This is a genomic window from Ectopseudomonas alcaliphila (genome assembly GCF_900101755.1).
In the GTDB taxonomy this organism is placed as follows: domain Bacteria; phylum Pseudomonadota; class Gammaproteobacteria; order Pseudomonadales; family Pseudomonadaceae; genus Aquipseudomonas; species Aquipseudomonas alcaliphila.
In genome coordinates this window covers 88,519-108,881 of sequence record NZ_FNAE01000007.1, presented here as the reverse complement: position 1 = coordinate 108,881, position 20,363 = coordinate 88,519, and the positions used below count along the sequence as shown (strand labels likewise).

The window sequence follows — 20,363 nt, the reverse complement described above, 5'->3', positions numbered from 1 at the left end:
TATTGGATGGCGAATGGCGTGAAGATAAATCCAGCCGATCCCAGGGTGCGACCATCATTGATCTGGCGTATACGGGACGATGGGGGCCGGGTAGGAGCCGGCTTGCCGGCGATGGCTTCTCATTGCGGATCGCCAGCAAGCTGGCTCCTACATACCGCGTCCCAGTCTCAATCCCTGGCGAACGCCGCTTCGATGGCCTCGTTGATGGTGCGCAGCACCTTGACCCGGGCGAAACGCTTGTCGTTGGCCTCGATCAGGGTCCAGGGCGCAATCTCGGTGCTGGTACGGTCGACCATGTCACCTACCGCATCGGCGTAGTCATCCCACTTGTCGCGGTTGCGCCAGTCCTCCTCGGTGATCTTGAAGCGCTTGAAGGGGATCTGCTCGCGCTCCTTGAAACGCTCCAGTTGGGTCTGCTGGTCGATGGCCAGCCAGAACTTCACCAGGATCACTCCGGCGTTGGTCAGTTGTTCCTCGAAATCGTTGATCTCGCCATAGGCACGCAGCCAGTCGGCCTGGCTGCAGAAGCCCTCGACCCGCTCGACCAGCACGCGGCCGTACCAGCTGCGGTCGAAGATGGTGAACTTGCCGCGCGCCGGGATGTGCCGCCAGAAGCGCCACAGGTAGGGCTGCGCGCGCTCCTCCTCGGTCGGCGCCGCCACCGGCACGATGCGGTACTGGCGCGGGTCCAGCGCACCGGTGACGCGGCGGATGGCGCCACCCTTGCCGGCGGCGTCGTTGCCCTCGAACACCGCGATCAGGGCGTGCTTGCGCATGCGTTTGTCGCGCATCAGGCCGGACAGCCGCGCCTGCTCGGTGGCCAGTTGTTCCTTGTAGTCGTCCTTATCCAGAGCCTGGGTCATGTCCAGGCTGGCCAGCAGACCGCGGTTGTCCAGGCTCGACACCAATGGCGCGGCATGCGGTTGCAGCTGGGTGCGCTGCGGATTGGCCAGCGCCGCCTGCAGACCTTCGAGCAGGATGCGCCCGACGGTGAGGCTGCGGTAATAGTGATCGACGCCCTCGACCACGTACCAGGGCGCGTAGTCGCGACTGGTGCGGCGCAGGATGCGTTCGCCGTGGTGGACGAACTTGTCGTAGGTTTTCGATTGCTGCCAATCCAGCGGGCTGATGCGCCAGCTGTGCAGCGGGTCGTCCTTGAGCGCTTCGAGTCGCGCCTTCATGTGCTTCTTGGACAGGTGAAACCAGAACTTGAAGATCAGCGCGCCTTCATCGCAGAGCATGCGTTCCAGACGCTCGGCGCCGTCGATGGCCTGGTCCAGCACGGCATCCTTGAACTTGCCGTGCACCCGCCCCTGCAACATCTGGCTGTACCAATTGCCGAAGAACACGCCCATGCGCCCCTTTGGCGGCAGCTGGCGCCAGTAACGCCAGGCGGGCGGCCGCGCCAGTTCCTCGTCGGTCTGCACGTCGAAGGTGCTGACCTGGATCAGCCGCGGGTCCATCCACTCGCTGAGCAGTTTCACCGTCTCGCCCTTGCCGGCCCCCTCGATGCCATTGATCAGCACGATGACCGGAAACCGCGCCTGCTGCTTCAACTCATACTGTGCCTCCAACAGCGCTTCGCGCAGCGCCGGCTCTTCGGCCTCGAACACGGTTTTATCAATGCTGCGGCCGATTTCGGCGGATTCGAACATGCGGCAACCTCCCTGGAAACGATCTTCACAGGGTAACGGATGAAGCCCGCTTTTGCCCGCAGCCGCGGCGCCTTGTCCCAGCGCCGGGGTAGCCGAGCACGGTAGAATCGCCACACGATCCAGCGGAACCCTCCCATGTCAGACACCCACCACGCCCAGCTCGACTGGGACGAGCGCGGCCAGCCTCTGTCGCGCAGCTACGGCGACGTCTATTTCTCCCAGGAAAATGGTCTGGAAGAGACCCGCTACGTCTTTCTCGCCAACAACGACCTGGCTGAGCGCTTCGCCGCTCTCGCCAACGGCGAATGCCTGAGCATCGGCGAGACCGGTTTCGGCACCGGGCTGAATTTTCTCTGCGCCTGGCAGTTGTTCGAGCAACAGGCGCCCGCTGGCGCCCGCCTGCACTTCGTCAGTGTCGAGAAATATCCGCTGCGCCACGACGACCTGCAGCGCGCCCTGGCCCTGTGGCCGGAGCTCGCGCCGTTCAGCGCAGAACTGCTGACGCAGTACCGCGCCATTCACCCCGGTTTCCAGCGCCTGCTGTTGGCCGGTGGGCGGGTGATGCTGACCCTGTTGATCGGCGACGTGATGGAACAATTGCCGCAGTTGGATGCGCGCATCGACGCCTGGTTTCTCGACGGCTTCAACCCGGCGAAGAATCCGCAGATGTGGACGCCGGAGCTGTTCGCCGAACTGGCGCGGTTGTCTGCAGCAAACGCAACCCTGGGCACCTTCAGTAGCGCTGGCGTGGTGCGGCGGGCGCTGATCGACGCCGGCTTCCAGATGAAGCGTGTGCCCGGACTGGGGAAAAAATGGGAAGTGCTCAAGGGGCGCTTCATCGGCAACCCAACAGGCGAGGGCAAACCCTGGTTCGCCCGTCCCGCACGCCCGGCGCGGGAAAAACACGCGGTGGTGATCGGCGCCGGCCTGGCCGGCTGCGCCACGGCAGCCAGCCTGGCCGCGCGCGGCTGGCGGGTGAGTCTGCTGGAGCGTCACGCAGCGGTTGCCTGCGAGGCCTCGGGCAACCCGCAGGGCGTGCTCTACCTCAAGCTCTCGGCCCATGGCACCGCGCTGTCGCAGTTGATCGTCGCCGGCTTCGGCCATACCCGCCGCCTGCTCGAACGCTTGCAGCGTGGTGCCGACTGGGACGCCTGCGGCGTATTGCAGCTGGCCTTCGATGACAAGGAAGCCGCGCGCCAGGCCAAACTGGCCGCTGCCTTCCCCGTCGACCTGCTGGCATCCCTGACGCGCGAGCAGGCCGAGACGCTGGCCGGCATCGGTCTACCGGCTGGCGGCCTGTTCTACCCCGACGCCGGTTGGGTGCATCCACCGGCGCTGTGCCAGTTGCTGGCCGCTCACCCACTGATCAGCCTGATGACGCATCACGAAGCGCTGCAACTGCAGCGTGACAATGGACAGTGGCAGGTGCTGGCGGGCGCGCGCCCCTTGATCAGCGCACCAGTGGTGGTGCTGGCCGCCGCTGCAGAAATCCGCCGCTTCGCGCAGAGCGCCAACCTGCCGCTCAAACGCATCCGCGGGCAGATCAGCCGCCTGCCGGCCAGTCCGGCCAGCAGCGAACTGCGCACGGTGGTCTGCGCCGAGGGCTACGTTGCCCCGCCACGCGACGGCGAGCACACCCTGGGCGCCAGCTTCGACTTCCACAGCGACGACCTGACGCCGAGCGCTGCCGAGCATGCCGGCAACCTCGAGCTGCTCATGGACATTTCCACCGATCTGGCCGAGCGCCTGCAGGTCGACCAGATCGACCCGGCGCAGCTCGAAGGCCGCGCCGCCTTCCGCTGCACCAGCCCGGACTACCTGCCGATAGTCGGACCGCTGGCCGATGCCGAGGCCTTCAGCGAGGCCTATGCGGTACTGGCCAAGGACGCCCGCCAGGTGCCGGACGTCCCCTGCCCCTGGCTGCCCGGCCTGTACATCAACAGCGGCCACGGCTCGCGCGGGCTGATCAGCGCACCGCTTTCCGGCGAGCTGATCGCCGCCTGGCTCGAAGACGAGCCCCTGCCGCTGCCACGCGCGGTCGCCGAAGCCTGTCATCCCAACCGCTTCGCCCTGCGCAAGCTGATTCGCGGCGCCGGCTCGCCCACCTGAGGCTTGGCGAGCCGGCCCTTGGTCAGAAGCTCAGGCTGGTCTGCACGTACAACGTGCGCGGTTGACCTAGATACTTGCCGCGGTTGGTATCGGTGGAGCGGGTGTAGTACTGGCGATCCAGCAGGTTCTTCACCCCAGCGGCCAACGTCAGGCCATTGCCGAAATCGTACTGACTGCGGGCGTTCCAGCTGGCATAGCCGGGGATCTCTCCCAGCGCGCCGTCGGTACTCTCCTCACGGGTATTGGCGGAGTCGGCGAACTGACGGGTCTGTGCGTAACCGTCCAGATTCCACACCCAAGGGCCGCTGGCGTAACGCAGGCCGAGCGTGGCGACCTGACGCGAATAGAACGGCACGTCATTGCCCTGATTGGGACCATCCTCCTCGCGCGTGGCCTTGGTCAGCACCAGCGAGGCGTAAACGGAAAGTCCCGCCAGACGAGGGTCGAGAGCAGCGAAATCGACGCCACCGGCCAGCTCGGCGCCGCGGTGACGGGTCTCGCCAGCATTGCGCCACACGGCATTGGTCAATTCCAACTGATCGTCGAAGTCGATGCGGAACAGAGTCAGCTCAGCGTTCCACAGACCATCGTCATATCGCGTGCCCAGCTCGTAGGTATAAGCCTTCTCGCCTTGCAGATCGTTTTCCTGGGACAGTTGAAAGTACTGGATGCTGCCGAATGAGGTATTGGCGTTGGCATACAGCTTCCAGGCATCGGACAGGTGATACATCAGGTTCAGCGACGGCAGAGGTTCGCTGTAGCGCTGCTTCTGATCCACGCCGCTGAGGCGATTGCGCGAGGTCACCCGCACCTGTTCGTAACGCAGGCCGGGGGTCAGGGTCCAGCGGCCGATATCGATGCGGTCGTCGATATACAGAGCGTGCGCCTCGGTGCTGGCACTGCTCGAAGCGGCCAGACGACGCGGCACGCTGTACGGGTTGCCGCCGCTGCCGAAGCCGACGCGATCGTAGCGTTTCTCGGCCGAGTCTTCCTCGGTATAGCGATAGCCGACACCCAGCTCGTGACTGCTGTCGCCAACGAACAGCACCTGAGAATAACGCGGCTCGATCCCGAACACCTCGTAGTGACGGGGGAACTCACGCAGCCAGGTGAGGCTGTCGGCACCATTGTTGGCCAGCACGGCGCCCCGGTAACTGGTGTTGTAGAAGCTGGTGACCTCGAAGCTGCTCAGGGCATCCGGGCTGCGCTTGTACTTGATCACCGCCTGCTTGCGGTCCCCCTCGAAATTGTCGTACGGGCGATTGCTGGCATAGGGATCATGGTCGAACTCGGCAGCGCTAAGGCCGCCCGGCATGTCGGCGTCGGCGCGGTAGTACTGCAGGCTGCCGGACAGCTCGTCGATCTCGCTCAGGGCGTAACGGTACTTGAGCATCACATCGTCGATGCGCGTGCCACTCTGCTCGCGGTAGGTATCGCCGCGCACGCCCGAATACAGCAGGGCCATGCCCAGACCGTTGTCCGCGGTGCCACCAAGGAAGGCACTGCTGCGGTTGAGGAAACCACCCTGCGCCGGCGCCGATTCGCTCTGGAAGCTGACCTCGCGCGCCAGCTCCTCGGGAATCCCGCGGGTGACGAAGTTGATGATGCCGCCGACGTTCTGCGGGCCATAACGCACCGCGCCACCACCACGCACCACGTCGATGGACTCGATGTTGCCCAGGCTGGTGGGCGCCAGCGACAGCTGCGGCTGACCATAGGGCGCCACCGCCAGGGGTACACCATCCTGCAGGATGGTGGCACGCGGCGACAGTCGCGAGGTCAGACCGCGCGTACCGACGTTGAGGGAAATATCGCTGCCGCCGGTGCCGTTGCTGTCCTGCACCTGCAGACCGGGTACACGACGCAAGACCTCGCGCACGCTGCTCGCACCGCTTTCCTGGATCTGCTGGCGGCGCAGCACACTGCGCGCACCGGCGTGATTCAGTACATCTTCCTCGCTCGCCTCACCAAGCCAGTCGCCCACCACTTCGGTGCCTTCCAGCTCCACACGCTCGGCCACGGCAGGCAGATGGGTAAAGGCCAGGGCTACGCCCAGCGCCAGGTAACTGCGTCTGACGACACACATGTGAATCGCTCCCCCAGTGAACGGCCGTAGCCCAAAAAGGAGCGAACTCTAGAACTTTGTAAATACAATGTAAATAATAACGATTACTAAATAACAACTTAACGTCTCACCAGTTCAGCGGCGGGTACTACCGCCCGCGGCTTGCGAAACACCAGCACGTTGCCAAGCATCACCAGCACCAGCCCGAACAGGGCTGGTGCCGTCCACTGGTAGCCTTCGACGAACACCGAAATATTCAGCGCCACCACCGGGAACAGCACGGTGCAATAGGCCGCGCGCTCCGGTCCCATGCGCCCGACCAGGGTCAGGTAGGCAGTAAAACCGATCACCGAGCCGGGAATCGCCAGGTACAGCAACGAGCCGACGTAGCGCGCGTTCCACTCGAAGGCGAACGGCGTACCGCTGACCAGGCATATCATCACCAGCATCAACGCACCATAGAGCATGCCCCAGGCATTGGTGGTCAGCGGCTTGAGCCCGGCCTTCTGCTGCAGGCTGGAAAGCATATTGCCGGCCGAGAAGAACAGCGTGCCGAGCAGCGCCAGGCCAATGCCCAGCAGGCTTTCACGGCTGGCTTCATGACCGGCCAGCTCTGGCCAGAACAGCAGCCCCAGGCCGCTGAGCCCCAGCCCACCGCCGAGCAGCACGTTGGGCGCGATGCGTTGCTTGAACAAAAGCCGCGCATTGATCGCATTCCACAGGGTGGCGGTGGAGAAGATCACCGCGATCAGGCCGCTGGGTATCCACTGGCTGGCGGTGTAGAAGCACAGGAAGTTGAGGCAGAACAGGCACAGCCCCTGCACCAGGCAGATGCCCTGACCCCGGCGATCCAGCGGCTGCAGGCGACCGCTGAACCAGAGCATGGCGAACAGCACCGCCGAGGCCAGGGCAAAGCGATAAGCAATGGAGGCGGCGACAGCCACCTCGCCCATCTGAAACTTGATGGCGATCCAGGTGGTGCCCCAGATCAGTACGGTAAGCAGGTAAAGCGAGAGGTTCATCGAAGGTTCTCCAAGACTGATCACAGTCTGGAACCGGCGAGCCTCAGGCGCTTGCACAAAGTTGCGCATTTATCAGAGCGCCATCGTTGCCTGCCATCGCGCCCCAGGCTTTATCATGCCGGCTTTGCCAATCAGGTCATCCTCAGCACATGCTTTCTGCCGTCGCGCGCTACAAACACTTGCTGTCCAGCGCCCTCGCCCGCTACTTCCCCCACACCACCGCCTACCTGCGCGCCGAGCGCGAGGCGGCGCAGCCACGCAAGCCCGTCCGCAAGCAGAGCAAGAAGAAATCCACCGGCAACAAGAAAACCGCCAGTAGCAAGGCTGGCAGCGGTAAACCCGGCCCTGCCGGCATCTACCCCGGCACCCGGCTGAAGGTCGAAGACGCCCAGGTAAAAGCCATGCGCGAACGGGTGGCGCAGGCGGTGAACGCCAGGCTGATCGGCGCACCGTCGGACGAACAATGGGCGATGATCCTCTGCCGTGCGCCGCTGGCGCGCATCTTCGCCGGCGCTGGCTCAGGCAAGTCGAGCACGTTGGTACTGCGCGTGGTGTTCCTGCTCTGCCACCTGGAGGTCGACCCCAAGCGCCTGACGGTGATTTCCTTCACCAACGCCTCCTGCAGCGAGTTGCGCGAGCGCCTGCAACGTCTGCTCGACTTCTGGCACTACCCGCACGATGCACGCCAGTGCGTGCGTACCTTCCACGCGGCCATGGCCACGCTGGCCAAGGAAAGCCTGGGCAACCCGCGCTGGTTCGAGCAACTCGACGAACCCGGCGACGAGCCGGACAACCCGCTCACTGGCGGGCGCCTGCGCCCCGCACAGCAGCGCCTGCTCAAGCAGGCCTACCAGAACGCCTACGCCGAGGACTCGCGCTTTCGCGCCCTGAGCCATCGCCTGCTCAAACTGCCCGCTCCCGAAGAACCGCCAAAGGGCAAAGCCAAGGCGCCACTGGATGCCTGCAAGTTGCCTGGCGAATTCGCCGCCCTGCCCCTGTTCGAGCTGCTGCACGGGCAGATCGACTTCGCCGAGAGCCTGGGGATTCGTCTCGACCGTCTGGAGGTGAAAGCCCTGGATTGCGCTGCGCGCGAGCGCGACTTCATCGAGGCCATGCAGCGTTTCCACCAGCACTTCACCGCTCTGCTAAAGAGCCAGGGGCTGATCAGCTTCAACGGTGCCTTCGCGCAACTGAGCGACGGCCTGCAAGGGACCGAGGCTGGCAAGCCCGGCCCCGCCCTGCTTGCACTGAGCCACCTGCTGATCGACGAATTCCAGGACATCTCGCCGCAGATCGTGCAATGGCTGCAGGCCATGCATCGTCGGCTGCACGGCGCAGGCGAGCGCATCAGCCTGATGGCCATCGGCGATGACTGGCAGTCGATCTACGGTTGGCGCGGCAGCTCGCCGGAGCTGTTCATCGATTTCGACCGGCACTTTCCCAGCCGTGGCCGCGGCAAGAGCACCACCTTGCTGCTGGGCACCAACTACCGCAGCATCGAGCCGGTGATCCGCGATGGTGAGAAGGTGCTGGCCGAAGTGCAGAACAAGCAGGCCAAGACCTGCGTCGCGGCCAAGGCAATGCAACCGGGTGACCACGGCGTCAAGCTGATCCAGCGCTTCGACCTGGCCAGCGGCCTGGCGGCTCTGCTCAAGGAAATCTCCGCGCAGTGCCAGCATGTCAGCGAGCGCCCCAACGCGGATCGCACCGCCGTGCTGCTGCTCAGCCGGCGCAACGAGCCGCTGCAACAGGTGCGCGCGCAGTTGGACAAGGCGCTACCGGTCAGAGCCATGACCATCCACCGCGCCAAGGGCCTGCAGGCCGAAGTAGCGATCATCCTCGACGACTGCCTGCCGGTGGAGAAGCACCCGCTGCGCAATGCGCTCTATGCCCACAGTGGCTTCTTCAGCGGCAGCTACGACCAGGCCATGCAGGACGAAGCCCGGCGCCTGGCCTACGTGGCCATCACCCGCGGCGTCAGCCGCGTGCTGTGGTACACGCGCAAGGCGCAGGGGGCGACGCAGTGCCTGGCCCGCTAGAGCGTCAGATGAACCGGGGGTAGTGTTTTTCGCAGGCAACAAAAAACCCGCCTAAGCGGGTTTCTTCCCAACCATCCGACATCCTGTCGGTAGCCATCTTGGCCTGGTCATCTTCCTTGATCCTCAGCGATCCGTCGCTGCAGGGGATGTGTGTAGATTAGAGGTCAACCCGCGCTGGCAACAGTGGCGGTTGCCGCCACCGCGTGTAAGACATTCGCCATAGCCGCTCGATTCAACGGCCAATCATCCGCGCCAGCACGTCCTCGCCGCCCTGGCGGCGATGAACGAAAGCCATGGCCGCGTGGCCGATGACCATGAACAACAGCAGCCAGCCCAGATTGCCGTGCAGCAGGCTGGCCGGGGCGATCATCCACTCGATCTTGCCGTCGAACCCCGGCATGACTGTCATGCCGAACGCCACGAACTCACGGCCAGAACCGTACTGACGCAGCAGCGCGATAAAGGGAATCACGAACATCAGCCCATACAGGGCCAGGTGACCAAGGCGCGCCAGGGTGCTGACTGCAGCGGGACGGCGGTTACGGTTGTACAACGCCCAGAGCAGGCGGATCACCACCAGCGCCATCAACACCAGGCCCGTCGCCTTGTGCGTACCCCAGGCGAACTTGTCCAGTGCGCTGTCTTCCAGCAGCGCGTGGGCAAGAACGGTGACGAACTGCCACACCAGCAAAACGGCCATGCCCCAGTGCAGCAAGCGTGTAACGGCGCCATAGCGCTGCGCGGAATCATGCAGATTCGACATCGTGGTTTCTCTCCAATGTCATCAACGAAAACGGTGTTCAGGTCGGGCAGGCAAACGCTGCAGTCCGTGCAAAGACCTGATCCAGACACAATGGTGCCGTGCGCCTGGGCTCGGGTGCAGTTGCAGATGTTAGCGGGTATGTCAGAAAGGCATCACGCCACGCCCCCGGCAAGCAGGGGCGTGGCGGATGATCAGGCGTCGCGCAGCGCTTCGCGCCAGGCGTGGTGTTGCGGCTCCTGCCAGATGCGCGCATGCAAGCGCGCCATGCCGTCAGGGTCGTTGAGCAGACGCCAGCGGGTCGCCTCGACCTTGCCTTGCGGCCCGGCGTTGAGGATTTCCTCGATACGCTCGTCGCGCAGCGCTTCGGCAGCCGGCACCACCTTGGCGTGGCGGGCGCGGGCCATGGCGCAGACCAGGGCGTTGTACAGCGGGTCGACCACTGCGCGCAGGAACCCGTTGCGCAGCGCCCGCGCGCTGTTCAGTTGCTCGTACTCGGAAGTGTTGCTCAGCTCCACCGGCACCTTGTGCTCCTCCGGGATCAGGAACAGCTTGCTGCGCCGTGCTGCCAGGCCCGGCGCCGTGCGGCTGGTCAACACCGACACCACCGGCGAAAGCACCAGCGACACCACGATCGGCGCCAGCCACCAGAGAAAGTCCGGGTTGAGCCAGGCCACCAGCGCCGTCCAGCCGATACCGATCATTACCTGGGTGCCGTGACGGCGGAAAGCCTCACTCCAGGGCGTCGAATCATCCACCCGCTGCGGCGAGTTCCACTGCACCGACCAACCGAGGAAGGCGGCGGTGACGAACAGGCTGTGGAACAGCATGCGCACCGGAGCGAGCAGCACCGAGCAGGACGCCTCCAGCAGCATCGACAACAGCACCCGCGTGCGACCACCGTAGGCCTCGGCGCCCTTGATCCAGATCAGCAGCACGCTGAGCAGCTTGGGCAGGAACAGCAGAGTCATGGTGGCCGAGAACAGGGCGATGGCCTCGTGCGGTTGCCAGCGAGGCCACAGGGGATAGAGCTGGTTGGGCTGCAGGAAGTACTCCGGCACCATCAGCGTGTGGATCGCCAGCAGGCAGGTCGAGAGCACCAGGAACAGCAGCCATAACGGCGCTGAAAGGTAGGACATGACGCCGGTGAGGAACACCACGCGATGCACCGCGTGCATACCGCGCACCAGGAACAGGCGGAAGTTCATCAGGTTGCCGTGGCACCAGCGGCGGTCGCGCTTGAGCTCGTCGAGCAGGTTCGGCGGCAACTCTTCATAGCTGCCCGGCAGGTCGTAGGCGATCCACACACCCCAGCCGGCGCGGCGCATCAACGCGGCTTCGACGAAATCGTGAGAGAGAATCGCGCCAGCGAAGGAACCGGTGCCCGGCAAAGGCGCCAGGGCGCAGTGCTCGATGAAGGGTTTGACCCGGATGATCGCGTTGTGCCCCCAGTAGTGCGACTCACCCAGCTGCCAGAAGTTGAGCCCCGCGGTGAACAGCGGCCCGTAGACGCTGGTGGCGAACTGTTGCAGGCGCGCGTACAGGGTGTCCATGCCCGAGGCCTTGGGCGCAGTCTGGATGATGCCGGCACCCGGGTTGGCCTCCATCAGCCGTACCAGACGAGTCAGGCATTCACCGCTCATCACACTGTCGGCATCGAGCACCACCATGTAGCGGTAGTTGCTGCCCCAGCGCCGGCAGAAGTCGTCGATGTTGCCGCTCTTGCGCTTCACCCGACGCCGACGACGGCGGTAGAAGATATGGCCGAAGCCTTCCACCTCACGGCACAGCTCCATCCAGGCCTGCTGCTCGGCCACGCAGATATCCGGATCGTTGCTGTCACTGAGGACGAAGAAATCGAAGTGCTCGAGTTGCCCGGTAGCCTTGAGCGACTCGAAGGTCGCACGCAGGCCGGCGAACACCCGTGGCACGTGCTCGTTGGCGATCGGCATGACCAACGCGGTGCGTGCCCTGGGGGAAATCGGCTCATCGCCGCAGCTGCTGGCCGAAATGCTGTAGCGATCACGCCCCTTGAGCAGCTGGAAGAAGCCCATCAGCGCGGTCCAGAAGCCCATCGACACCCAGCAGAACAGCAGGGCGAACAGCGCCAGGATGCTGGTCTGCACCACGTAAGGCAGGATCTGCCGCGCCGACTCCTGCCACGGCTGGTCGAACACCAGGCCCAGATCGACCAGCGACCAGCCCTGATAAGGCAGCACCGACTTCATGTACCAGGTGGCGACCACGGTCTGCGTGATCATCAGCACCAGCAGCGCGGTTCGGCGCACCGCCGCGACATGCCGCCAACGCTCTTCGGCGAAGTCTTCGCTCTCACGCGTGCGCGGCCGCGGCGCGGGTTTCTCGCCCTTCAGCCGGCGCCAGCCGCGATCCAGGATGTTGGTCTGCCACGGCTCCGGCACCATGCGCGTGCGCTTGATCGGTGGCGTCGAGTCGATGGTCGGACGGCCCTGGTGATCCTGCACCATGCGGCAGCCGCGCTCGAGCGCATCCGGCCAGCCCAGCGCCAGCCGAGCAGGCACCGAATCGAGCAGTTCGCGGGTTTCTTCCAGGGGCTCGGCCGCAACACGATCCTGCTGTTCCTGCAGGGCACGGTGCAAGGTTGCGAGATCTCCGCCCTCCTGTTCCAGACGATGAGCCAAAGCTTGCTGCCGCTCATGATCGAGCGGCAGTTCACCCAGATAATCCTGGATCTGTGTAGCGTCTAGGGTGTTATTCATGGGAAGGCAGCTGATAGCTCCAGGTTTCCGACAACGGTTTGCCGTCCTCGACCAGGGCGGCGCGCATCTCCACCGGATGCGCCTGATCCTTGACCTTGATGCGCAGCATCAGGCGCCAGCCCTTGCTCACCGGGTTGTAGCGCACGCTTTCTTCGAGCAGCTCAGCGTTACCATCGACGCTGACTTGCGCGGTTGGCGCGGCATCAGGCGAGCGTTTGGCCAACTCCTCGCCAACGAAATCGATCACCAGCGCGGTGCTGCCATCGGCCTGACGAATCAGGTTGGCTTGCTTGATATCGCCCTCGGACAGACGGGTCTGGCTGACCATGGCCAGTTGCGGATCGTGCAGCTTGGCGTCGTCACGGCTGAAGTGTAGGCGATAGGCGACATCCAGCGGCTCTCCCGGTGCCGGCAGCTTCTCAGGGCGCCACAGGGCGACGATGTTGTCGTTGGTTTCGTCCGGCGTGGGAATCTCCACCAGTTCGACATGACCGGCGCCCCAGTCACCGACGGTTTCCACCCAACCGCTCGGGCGCAGCTCGTAGCGGTCGTCGAGATCCTGATACTGGTTGAAATCGCGACCGCGCTGCATCAAACCGAACCCACGTGGATTGTCGATGCGATAGCTGCTGACGTTGAGACGTTGCGGGTTGTTCAGCGGACGCCAGATCCATTCGCCATTGCCAGCGTGAATGGCCAGGCCGTCGGAGTCATGCAGCTGCGGGCGGTAGTTCGGGCGCGGCCAGGGCTGATTGGCGCCGAACAGGTACATGCTGGTCAGCGGCGCGATACCGAGCTTCTCGACGTTCTCGCGCAGGTAAACCTTCGACTGCACATCGAGCACGCTGTCGCGGCCCGGCTTGATTTCCATGCGGTAAGCGCCGGTGGCGCGCGGCGAGTCGAGCAGCGCGTAGATCACCAGGCTACGGCGATCCGGTTGCGGCTTCTCGATCCAGAACTCGGTGAAACGCGGGAATTCCTCGCCGGACGGCAGCGCGGTGTCGATGGCCAGGCCGCGCGCGGAGAGGCCGAACACCTGGCCCTTGCCGACGATGCGGAAGTAGCTGGCACCGAGCACGCTCATCACTTCGTCATGACGGCCTTCGGCGTTGAGCTCGTGAATGACCTTGAAGCCAGCGAAGCCGAGATCCTTGAGGTCTTTGGGATCCAGCTCGAGATCGGCGAAATCGAACATCGACGGGTCGTACTTGATCTCGTGGGTGCCCTCGGCAGTCACTTCGTTGATCTTCACCGGTACGTCGAAGTGCATGCCTTGATGGAAGAAATACAGCTGGAACGGCGTCTTGCCGTCGCGCCAATGCGCTTTCTCTTCAAGGAAGCGAACCTTCTGGTAACCGGCGAACGGCAGCTCACGCAGCGAATCGGGCAAGCGGCTTTGCGGGGCGCTGTAGCCTTCGGCGGCAAGCGCCTTGGCCTTGACCGCCACATCATCCAGATCGAAGGCCCAGCTATGGGCAGCGAACAGCAGAGGGAGCACACAGAGGGCCAGCTTGCCGGCCTTGCCCATACGGGCTCCAGAACAACGACTCATCGACACACAGCCTCCAGGGCAACACGTACTGACAGGCAGCAGCCAGCCCAGGGGCGGCCGCTGCAGGGAGTTGAAATCAGGCGAATGGTGCAAAGACAACGCGAGCACAATGCAGACAGCCAACCGAGCGGTGACGTCTCCGCATGCGCGGATTCTTTCTGCGCATTATTACCAGATCGTGAAGTCCGGCACAGGTGCTCGCGCGAGTATATTTTTCGCCTCCTTGGGCCACGCCATCACTGGCGCGGCGACAATTCGAAACGCGCCTCCTGCACGCTCTCCGAATCCAGTCCCAACTGGACACGGAAGGCACCTGGCTCGCTGACATACTGCAGGCTGGCGTTGTAGAAACGCAGCATGGTTTCGTCGATCACGAAACTCAGCTCGCGCGCCTCACCTGCTTCAAGCTTGACCCTGCGAAAATCCTTGAGTTCCTTCACCGGACGGATCACCGAAGCGGCCTCGTCGTGCAGATACAGCTGCACCACGGTCGCGCCAGCCCTTGGCCCGGCGTTCTTCAATGTGACGCTGACGCGAATCTTGTCGCCCGGGGTCATGCGCTCGGCAGACAGCTTCGGTGCCGAAAGCTGGAAGTCGCTGTAGCTCAGACCATAGCCGAACGGATAGAGCGGGCCGGTGGGCTCCTCGAAATACTGCGAGGTGTAGTTGCCCGGCGTGCCAGGTGTGTACGGACGCCCCAGACGCAGGTGGTTGTAGTAGGTGGGTATCTGCCCGACCGAACGCGGGAAGGTGATCGGCAACTTGCCGGAGGGGTTGTGCTCGCCGAACAGCACATCGGCGATGGCATTGCCGCCCTCGATGCCGCTGTACCAGGTTTCCAGCATCGCATCGGCGTTTGCCTTCTCCCAGCCGAGCGCCAGCGGGCGGCCGTTCATCAGCACCAGCACCAGCGGCTTGCCGGTGGCCTTGAGCGCGCGCAACAGAGCCTGCTGGCTGTCCGGCAGGTCCAGGCGGGTACGGCTGGACGACTCATGGGACATGCCGCGCGCTTCGCCCACCGCGGCGACGATGACGTCGGCCTGAGCGGCGACACGCACGGCCTCCTCGAGCATGGCCTGCGGCGTGCGCTTGTCCAGCACCACTTCCGGACGATCCCAATTTAGCTGGTTCAGATAATTGATCACGTGGGCATCGTCGGTGACGTTGGCACCCAGGGCGTAGAGCAGCTTGCCCTGGCCTTTCAGCGCCGCCTCTATACCCTTGCGCAGCGTCACCGCCTGCTCGGCCACACCGACCGCCGACCAGCTGCCGAGCATGTCCACCGGCGAGTCGGCCAGCGGGCCGATCAGCGCGACGGTGGTGTTCTTGCTCAGCGGCAGGGTGTCGCCATGGTTTTCCAGCAGCACCAGGGAGTCGCGCGCCATGGCCCGCGCATCGGCGCGGTGCAGGCGGCTTTCGGCATTGACGTCGGCCGGATCGTCCTCGGCGCGGCCGATGCGGCGAAACGGGTCGTGGAACAGGCCGAGGTCGTACTTGGTGTTCAGCACATGGGTGACAGCTTCATCCAGCACGCCCTGCGCTACCGCACCGCTGCGCACCAAAGCCGGCAGCTCCTGATCATAAAGCGTGTCGGCCATGCTCATGCCGACACCGGCCGTGACCGCCAGTCGTGCAGCCTCGCGGCCATCGGCGGCCACACCATGGCGCAGCAGTTCGGTGATCGCGCCATGGTCGCTGAGCGCCACGCCCTTGAAGCCCCATTCGCGGCGCAGCAGATCACGCAGCAGCCAGGTGTTGGCCGAAGCTGGGACGCCATTGATGGCGTTCAGCGCCACCATCACCCCGCCGGCGCCAGCATCGATGGCGGCGCGATAAGGCGGCAGGTAATCCTGGTACATGCGCATCGGGCTCATGTCGACCACGTTGTAGTCACGGCCACCCTCCACCGCGCCGTACAGGGCGAAGTGCTTGACGCTGGCCATGATCCGCTGCGGGTCGCTGGGATCCTCACCCTGGTAACCGCGCACCATCGCTGCGGCGATGCGCGAAACCAGGTACGGGTCCTCGCCGAAACCTTCAGACGTGCGCCCCCAACGCGGATCGCGGGAGATGTCGACGGTCGGCGCGAAGGTCATGTCCAGGCCATCGGCGCTGGCTTCGAAGGCCGCGACCCGCGCACTGTTCTCGATGGCCGCAATGTCCCAGCTCGAGGCCAGCCCCAGACCGATGGGAAAGGTGGTGCGATGGCCATGGATGACGTCATAGGCGAAGAACACCGGGATACCCAGGCGGCTGCGCAACGCAGCCTCCTGCATCGGGCGATTCTCCGGACGCACCACCGAGTTGAAGGTGGCGCCGATGCGACCCGCAGCCATCTCTTCGCGGATGCGCTCACGCGGCATGTCGCCGCCAATGCTGATCAGGCGCAGTTGGCCGACCTTTTCCTCGAGGGTCATACGACCTACCAGATCGGCGATAAAGGCCGATTTGTCATCGATCGAAGGCGCGGCAACCAGCAGGTTGGGGAGGATCAGGGCAGAGGCAAGAGCGAACTGGCGCAGGTATTTCATCGAGAGCGGCATCCGGGATGCGAATCATTGTTGGAATGGCCGCCACGATACTCCGAGTCCTCGCGCCGCGCCGCAGGTCGGCGCAAATAAACCAGGTACCAGTCAAATGCGCTCCAGATATTACGACCCCGGACTTGCACAAACTTGCGCATTTTTTTCTTCACCTCTGGTTTTGCATACCGGCAGGCGTAGCATGGCCGCATTCGGGAGAAGGTGATGGCGCAATTCGAACATCTGCAGGTATTCCAGAGCATGAGCCGCTCGCCCAATGCGCGGCTGCACGCCATGGCCGAGCTGGGCAACGGCATGGCCGTGGCACGCTGGAGCAACGCCCATGATGCGCGCGACTACCTTGCCCCCAGCCATCACACGCTATCGTGCTACCTCAGTGGCGGCACGGGCACCTTTCGCCGCGAGCAGCCCGGCAACAAGGGCGCGCCGGACAAACTGTGCATCCTGCCGGCCGAGCATCAGTCGGCCTGGATCATCAACGGCGAGATTCAGCTTGCCCACCTCTATATAGAGCAGGAGCAGTTCGCCCTCGGCGCGGTCGCCCTGCTCGATCGCGAACCGCGCAGCCTGCAACTGGAAGAAGCGACCTTTCTCGAGGACGCCGAACAGTCCGCACGCTTTCGTCAGCTGTGCACCCTCGACTGGCAGGAGCCGGGCGAACGCCTGCTGGCCAGCAGCCTGGCGCACCAGTTGCTCGACCATGCGTTGCTCAACCAGGTTGGCCTGCGCCAGGGCCTGCGCCTCAAGGGTGGCCTGGCACCGCTGCAACGCAGACGTGTGCGCGAGTTCATCGAGCAGCATCTGGATATGCCACTGCCGCTGAGCCAGTTGGCCTCGCTCTGCGCCCTGTCGGAATACCACTTCGCACGCATGTTCCAGAGCAGCTTCGGCCTGCCACCGCACCGCTACGTGCTGGCCCGACGCCTGGCTCGCGCCTGCGAATTGCTGCGTCAGCCGCAACCCTCGCTGAGCGAGGTGGCGCTGGCCTGCGGTTTCGCCAGCGCCAGCCATTTCAGCAACCGCTTTCGCCAGACACTGGACGCCACACCGGGACAGTACCGCGCCGCATTCCTCTAGGGTGGCAGCAAACCGCCCTCCTCCCCTCGGCGGGTTACGCCCGCTCTACTCGTCGGCAATCTCGCCGCCACGCCTGCTAATCGTCACGCGGCTATGCGAAAATCTGCGGCTTTGCATTGCCACGGCCCAGTCATGCGCCCATTACGTTTTCCCATGGGGCTTCGTTGATGCCTCTGGATATTCACCAGTTACGCCAGGAAGACTGGCGTTCCGAGTTCGGCGCTGGCGACCTGCGCCGTGGCATTGCCTACGCCGAAGAAAAGCGCAGCAAACTGCTCAGCCTCAAGGACCACAGCCTGCTCGCCAACTGCCGTGGCTCCGGCGGGCAGACCTACCAGCAGCGCATCACCCTGCATCCTTATGGGCGCAAATGGAGCGTCACCGGCCACTGTAACTGCCCGGTCGGCTTCAACTGCAAGCACGTGGTCGCCGCCCTGCTCACCCTGGAAGCGCAACAGCGCGCCGGCAGCGACCTGTCGGACATAATCGTGCCGAACAAGGAGCTGGCGGAAACGCGCCTCGAAGGCATCGCCCCCACCGCTATCCTCAGCCTGGGCAGCCAGGTGCGCGTGCACTTCGACGCACGCAAGGGGCGCATGCAGGAACAGACCCAGCACCGCGCCGCGCTGGCCTTCGATTACGCCGGACACAAGGTTTTCGGCAAGCCGGCCAAGGATATGGTCAAGCGCCTGGATGCAGATACCAACCTGCGCCTGATCCGTGACGGCGCAGCCGAAGCCAGCCTGCGCAAACGCCTGGAGGGCCTCGGCCTGCAGGTAGCCCTGCGCCAGAGCGAGGCGCTGCCGGCCGAAGCAGGCGAGCCGTTCGAGCTGGAGCGCGAGCGTGACTGGCTGGACTTCGTCCAGCAGCAACTACCGCAACTACGCGCCGAGGGCTGGCAGATCCACATGCGCCCGGACTTCCAGTACAACCTCGCCGAGGTCGACGACTGGTACGCGGAGGTCGAGGAAGATCCGCAGCAGAACTGGTTCGATCTGGAGCTGGGCATCGAAGTCGAAGGTCAGCGCCTTAGCCTGCTGCCGATCCTGCTCCAGGCCATTCGCCGCACGCCCTGGCTGCTAGCGCCCGAGGTACTGGCCCAGCGCGCCGACGAGGATCGCCTGCTGGTCAGCCTGCCGCAGGGCGGCAAGCGCATCGCCCTGCCCTTCGCCCGATTGAAACCACTGCTGGCCACGCTGGGCGAGTTGTATTTTCGCGCCCCCGGCGACGATCATCTGCCGCTGCGCCTGGGCCGCGCCGATGCCGCGCGCCTGGCCGAACTGGCGCATGGCCCTGAACTGAGCTGGCAAGGCGGCGACGAACTGCGCGGTTTCGCCCAGCGCCTGCAGAGTCTGGCCGTGCGTGAAGTCTCGCCACCCGAGGGCTTGCAGGCCGAACTGCGCAGCTATCAACTGCAGGGCCTGAACTGGATGCAGACCCTGGGCGAACTGCGCGTCGGTGGTGTGCTGGCCGACGACATGGGCCTGGGCAAGACCCTGCAGACCCTGGCGCATATCCTCTGCGAGAAACAAGCGGGCCGCCTCGACAAGCCCGCGCTGATCGTCATGCCCACCAGCCTGATTCCCAACTGGCAGGACGAGGCGGCACGCTTCACCCCGCAGCTGCGCGTGCTGGCACTGCATGGCAACAAGCGCAAGGCACTGTTCGAGGAGATCGCCGAGCACGATCTGATCCTCACCACCTACGCCCTGCTGCCACGCGACCTCAAGGCGCTGAACCAGCAGCGCTATCGCCTGCTGATTCTCGACGAAGCGCAGAACATCAAGAATCCGCGCAGCAAGGCGGCCACCGCCGCCGCTCAAGTGCAGGCCGAGCTGCGCCTGTGCCTGACCGGCACGCCGCTGGAAAACCACCTGGGCGAACTCTGGTCGCTGTTTCACTTCCTCATGCCCGGCTGGCTCGGCGACGCCAAGGCCTTCACCCGCGACTACCGCACGCCCATCGAGAAACGTGGCGACGCCCAGCGCCTGAACCACCTGAATGGGCGCATCCGCCCGTTCCTGCTGCGCCGCACCAAGGAGCAGGTGGCCAGCGAGCTGCCGCCGAAGACCGAGATCACCCAATGGGTCGAGCTGACCCAGCTGCAGCGCGACCGCTACGAAACCCTGCGCCTGGCCATGGACCAGAAGGTGCGCGAGGAAATCACCCGCCAGGGCCTGGCGCGCAGCCATATCGTCATCCTCGAGGCGCTGCTGCGCCTGCGCCAGAGCTGCTGCGACCTGCGCCTGCTCGGCGAGGCCGGCAGCGAACTGACGGCCGCCGACTCGGGCAAACTCAGCGCCCTGCTGGACATGCTCCAGGAGCTGGTCGACGAAGGCCGTCGCGTGCTGCTGTTTTCCCAGTTCACCTCGATGCTGGCGCTGATCGAAGCAGAACTGCAGACACGCAAGATCACCTACGCCAAGCTGACCGGCAGCACCCAGGACCGACGCACGCCGGTACAACGCTTCCAGGCGGGGGAGTTTCCGGTATTTCTGATCAGCCTCAAGGCCGGCGGCAGCGGCCTCAACCTGACCGCCGCCGATACCGTGATCCACTTCGATCCCTGGTGGAATCCGGCTGCCGAAGCCCAGGCCAGCGACCGCGCCTACCGCATCGGCCAGGACAAGCCGGTGTTCGTCTACAAGCTGATCGCCCGTGGCAGCGTCGAAGAGAAGATCCAGCAGCTGCAGCAGGCCAAGGCCAGCCTGGCCAAGGGCGTACTCGACGGCGGCAGCCAGGGCCAGTGGCGACTGGATGAAGAGGACCTGGCGGCGCTGTTCGCGCCGCTCGATTGACGCCT

The 20,363-nt window shown here is 64.7% G+C and carries 11 protein-coding genes; 4 read left to right on the top strand and 7 right to left on the bottom strand.

The window, feature by feature from the left end; genetic code table 11:
- Positions 1–167 precede the first annotated feature (167 nt).
- The gene (gene pap, locus BLR77_RS19600) at positions 168–1,655 is read right to left on the bottom strand and encodes a polyphosphate:AMP phosphotransferase (RefSeq protein WP_074680949.1); all 1,488 of its coding nucleotides are present in this window, start codon (positions 1,653–1,655) and stop codon (positions 168–170) included.
- Positions 1,656–1,790: 135 nt separating this feature from the next.
- On the opposite strand from pap, the gene mnmC reads away from it, so the two are divergent.
- Positions 1,791–3,764: a bifunctional tRNA (5-methylaminomethyl-2-thiouridine)(34)-methyltransferase MnmC2/FAD-dependent 5-carboxymethylaminomethyl-2-thiouridine(34) oxidoreductase MnmC1 gene (gene mnmC / locus BLR77_RS19595; RefSeq protein WP_074680947.1), complete on the top strand. Its 1,974-nt coding sequence runs from the start codon at positions 1,791–1,793 to the stop codon at positions 3,762–3,764.
- A gap of 22 nt (positions 3,765–3,786) precedes the next feature.
- Here mnmC and BLR77_RS19590 read toward each other — a convergent pair whose 3' ends face one another.
- Entirely contained in the window at positions 3,787–5,850 is a 2,064-nt protein-coding gene (locus BLR77_RS19590; RefSeq protein ID WP_074680945.1) for a TonB-dependent receptor family protein, read from the bottom strand.
- Between the two features lie 98 nt (positions 5,851–5,948).
- Positions 5,949–6,851 carry a DMT family transporter gene (locus BLR77_RS19585; RefSeq protein WP_074680943.1) on the bottom strand — a complete coding sequence of 301 codons (903 nt, stop codon included), beginning with the start codon at positions 6,849–6,851 and terminating at the stop codon, positions 5,949–5,951.
- 149 nt (positions 6,852–7,000) lie between these two features.
- Between BLR77_RS19585 and BLR77_RS19580 the strand changes: the two genes are divergently transcribed.
- A complete protein-coding gene (locus BLR77_RS19580) occupies positions 7,001–8,890 on the top strand; it encodes a DEAD/DEAH box helicase (RefSeq protein WP_074680941.1) in 1,890 nt (629 codons plus the stop codon).
- 232 nt (positions 8,891–9,122) lie between these two features.
- Here the strand turns inward: BLR77_RS19580 and BLR77_RS19575 are convergent, their stop codons facing one another.
- The 4 genes from BLR77_RS19575 to bglX form a co-directional block, all read right to left on the bottom strand.
- Positions 9,123–9,653: a cytochrome b gene (locus BLR77_RS19575; protein ID WP_074680939.1), complete on the bottom strand. Its 531-nt coding sequence runs from the start codon at positions 9,651–9,653 to the stop codon at positions 9,123–9,125.
- A gap of 191 nt (positions 9,654–9,844) precedes the next feature.
- Positions 9,845–12,388, bottom strand: coding sequence for a glucans biosynthesis glucosyltransferase MdoH (mdoH, locus tag BLR77_RS19570; protein ID WP_074680937.1), 2,544 nt, complete (start codon positions 12,386–12,388; stop codon positions 9,845–9,847).
- Entirely contained in the window at positions 12,381–13,916 is a 1,536-nt protein-coding gene (locus tag BLR77_RS19565) for a glucan biosynthesis protein G (protein ID WP_074680935.1), read from the bottom strand. The genes mdoH and BLR77_RS19565 overlap by 8 nt, the downstream gene beginning before the upstream one ends.
- Before the next feature lie 260 nt (positions 13,917–14,176).
- Positions 14,177–16,471, bottom strand: coding sequence for a beta-glucosidase BglX (gene bglX, locus BLR77_RS19560; protein ID WP_074681171.1), 2,295 nt, complete (start codon positions 16,469–16,471; stop codon positions 14,177–14,179).
- 216 nt (positions 16,472–16,687) lie between these two features.
- Between bglX and BLR77_RS19555 the strand changes: the two genes are divergently transcribed.
- A complete protein-coding gene (locus BLR77_RS19555; protein ID WP_074680933.1) occupies positions 16,688–17,560 on the top strand; it encodes a helix-turn-helix domain-containing protein in 873 nt (290 codons plus the stop codon).
- Between the two features lie 167 nt (positions 17,561–17,727).
- Positions 17,728–20,358: a DEAD/DEAH box helicase gene (locus BLR77_RS19550; protein ID WP_074680931.1), complete on the top strand. Its 2,631-nt coding sequence runs from the start codon at positions 17,728–17,730 to the stop codon at positions 20,356–20,358.
- Positions 20,359–20,363 lie beyond the last annotated feature (5 nt).